Annotated in this window: 2 protein-coding genes; both read right to left on the bottom strand. The window is 72.3% G+C overall.

Features of this window, described 5'->3' with window-relative positions:
• On the bottom strand, positions 1–1,407 hold a 1,407-nt coding region (locus AC2YHB_RS25595; RefSeq protein WP_487354875.1), incomplete at its 3' end, for a hypothetical protein.
• An 81-nt stretch (positions 1,408–1,488) separates the two neighbouring features.
• A partial coding sequence (locus AC2YHB_RS25590) for a COG1361 family protein (RefSeq protein ID WP_487354874.1) occupies positions 1,489–2,699 on the bottom strand: 1,211 nt, incomplete at its 5' end.

Raw genomic sequence — 2,699 nt, 5'->3', positions numbered from 1 at the left:
GGGGTACCTGACGCCGTCGATGGTGACGGTGCCGTTCTTGACGGGGTAGGTGACGCCGCCGACCTTGATGGTGCCGTTGGTGGTGTCGCCCGGGTTGTCGGTCCCGTGGGTGGGGGTGACCGGGTAGGCCACGCCGCCGATGGTGACGGTGCCGTTCTTGACGGGGTACTTCACTCCGTTGACGGTGACGGTGCCGTTCTTGACGGGGTAGGTGACGCCGCCGACCTTGATGGTGCCGTCGGTGGTGTCGCCCGGGTCGTCCGATCCTCCCGGGTTGTCCGATCCGTCGTCATCGTCCGGCACACCGGTCACGTGGGCGATGCCCTGGGCAGTCGTCCGGCGACCGTCGGAGGTCGTGCCGTAGATGGTGATGGGCACGACCTGGTCGCCGGCCTCGGCCCGCACCTGGCGGGAGCAGGTCGTCGACTCGGTCGGCGCCAGCTCGGTGTCGGCACACGTGAGCGGGCCCTCCGGGCTGGTGGCCGACAGGTTCGACACGGTCCTGCTGCCCGTGTTCGACACCGGGATCGACACCGTGGTGGTCGTACCCACGGGCACCTCTGCCGTCCCGGCGCCGCCAGCAGCCTTGCCGCCGACGCTGGGGGTACCGGAGGTCAGGTCGCAGGAGCAACCCTTGTCCGGCGTACCGCTGCCCGGGTCGCCCGGCACACCACCGCCGGTCGCGAGACCGGTGGCGAACAGCAGTGCCGAGCCCGTCACCCTGCCCCCGGGCGTGGACGCGGTGGCACGGATCGGGGCGCTCCGGCTGCCGGCACCCGGCGTCCACGACCCGGTGCACGTCGTCGATGCGTCGACGGCGAGCGTGGTGCTGCCGCACGTCATCCTCCCGCCCGGGCCGGAGACGGCCAGGTTGGTCACGGTGACGTTGCCCGTGTTGGAGACCGGTACGGCGATCGTCGCGGCCCGATCGGCGGGGACCTGGGCGGTGCCCGGTGCCCCTGCCGTCCGGCCGTTGACGGTCGGCGTACCCATCGTGAGGTTGCACGCGCAGCCGTCGGCCGGCCGCGGGGCTGCCTCCGACGCGGTGTCGGCGACGGTCGCCGGCACGGGATCCGACGTGGCGGCGAGGTCGGAGTCGGAGGTGCTCTCCGAGGGAGCACTCCCGTCAGTCGCCTCGTCCACCGGCTGGATCGTGTAGATCTGCTCCGGCTCCGTCAGCTCCACCGGCTCCGGCAGGGGCATCGGGTCGGGCTCGGCGATCTCCGCCTCGACATTCGTCTCGGGGAAGACCGGGGTCCCGTGCGTCGGACGCAGGTCCGTCGGAGCGGAGTGGCCGGAGGTGTCTCCTCCGAGTGGCCCGTCCGCGCCGAGCAGCATGGTGACGGTCCCGGTGAGCGACTCGACCGGTGTGGGACTGTCCCCGTCCTCGGCGTGGGCGGAGCCCACGCCGAGGAGGAGAAACCCTCCCACGGCCAAGCCGGTCACGACGGACCGCCTCATCCAGGGTTTCGTTGTCATCGACATTCCTCAGGCCTCGGGGGTCGCCGGCGACGCGCAGGTGCAGAGCGTGTAGTCGAACGACTCCTTCACGGTGGTGGTCTTGCCGCTCGCGTCGGTGCCGCTGAAGCTGACCGGCACCGAGTTCAGGCCGGACCGCGGCTGGACGACGACCGTGTACCAGGCGGACTCGCCGGGCTGCAGCGTGGCCTTGCCCCCGGTGACCTGGCCGGCCGGCGACGACGCGCTGACGTTGCGCAGCGGGGCGTCCCCGGAGTTGGTGACCTGGAAGGACACCTTGGCGGGGTCGGTCGAGTGGAAGGTGTAGCGAACGGCGTCACTGGTGGCCTTCCCGTCGACCATCAGGCCGTCGGTCGACGCGAGCTGACCGTGCTGGACGGTGCCGGTGTAGACCGCCGAGCACGTCTTGCCCTGCTGCTGCCCGTTCGGGTTCGAGGCCACGATCGAGAAGGTCACCGCCTGCGCGCCGGGCTTGGCCGTCGTCGTGTAGGTGAGCGTCGTGGTCTGTCCCGGCCGGAGCGGGAGCCGGCCGCCGGTCAGCGTGCCGCCGTCCGACGCCTTGGCGGTCAGCGTGGTGATCGGGAGGGTGCCGGTGTTGGTCACCGGGACCGTGTAGGTCACCTGCCCGCCCACCGGGATCACGGCTCCGGGAGCGTTCGGCGAGCTCTGGCCGTTCACCTTGGGCGAGCCGAGGCTGAACGTCACCGTGCCCTGCGGGGTGTCGACGGGCGGGCTGCCCGGCGTCCTCGGCGTGACCGGGTAGGCGACGCCGTTGACGGTCACGGTGCCGTTGCGGACCGGGTACTGGACGCCGTTGATGGTCACGGTGCCGCCGCGGACCTGGTAGGTCACGCCGCCCACGGTGACGGTGCCGGTCGCGTGACCGCCGGAACCACCGGGGTTGTCGCCGGGGTTGTCGGACGGGTCGTCGTCACCGGGGTCGTCGCCGGGGTTGTCGCCGGGGTTGTCGGACGGGTCGTCGTCACCGGGGTTGTCGCCGGGGTTGTCGCCGGGGTTGTCGCCGGGGTTGTCGGACGGGGCTCCGCCCAGCAGGTCGCCGACGATCGGCAGGCCCGCAACGGGCGAGGAACCGCCGCCGAGGAGGTCGCCCAGGATCGGGAGACCGCCAGCGGGCTCGTCGCCGGGCTCGTCGCCGGGCTCGTCGCCGGGCTCGTCACCGGGCTCGTCACCGGGCTCGTCACCGGGCTCGTCACCGGGCT

Source organism: Nocardioides sp. SRI_004 (assembly GCF_057586415.1).
The sequence above is the reverse complement of the archived record's forward strand: the minus strand, read 5'-3'. Positions and strand labels throughout refer to the sequence as shown.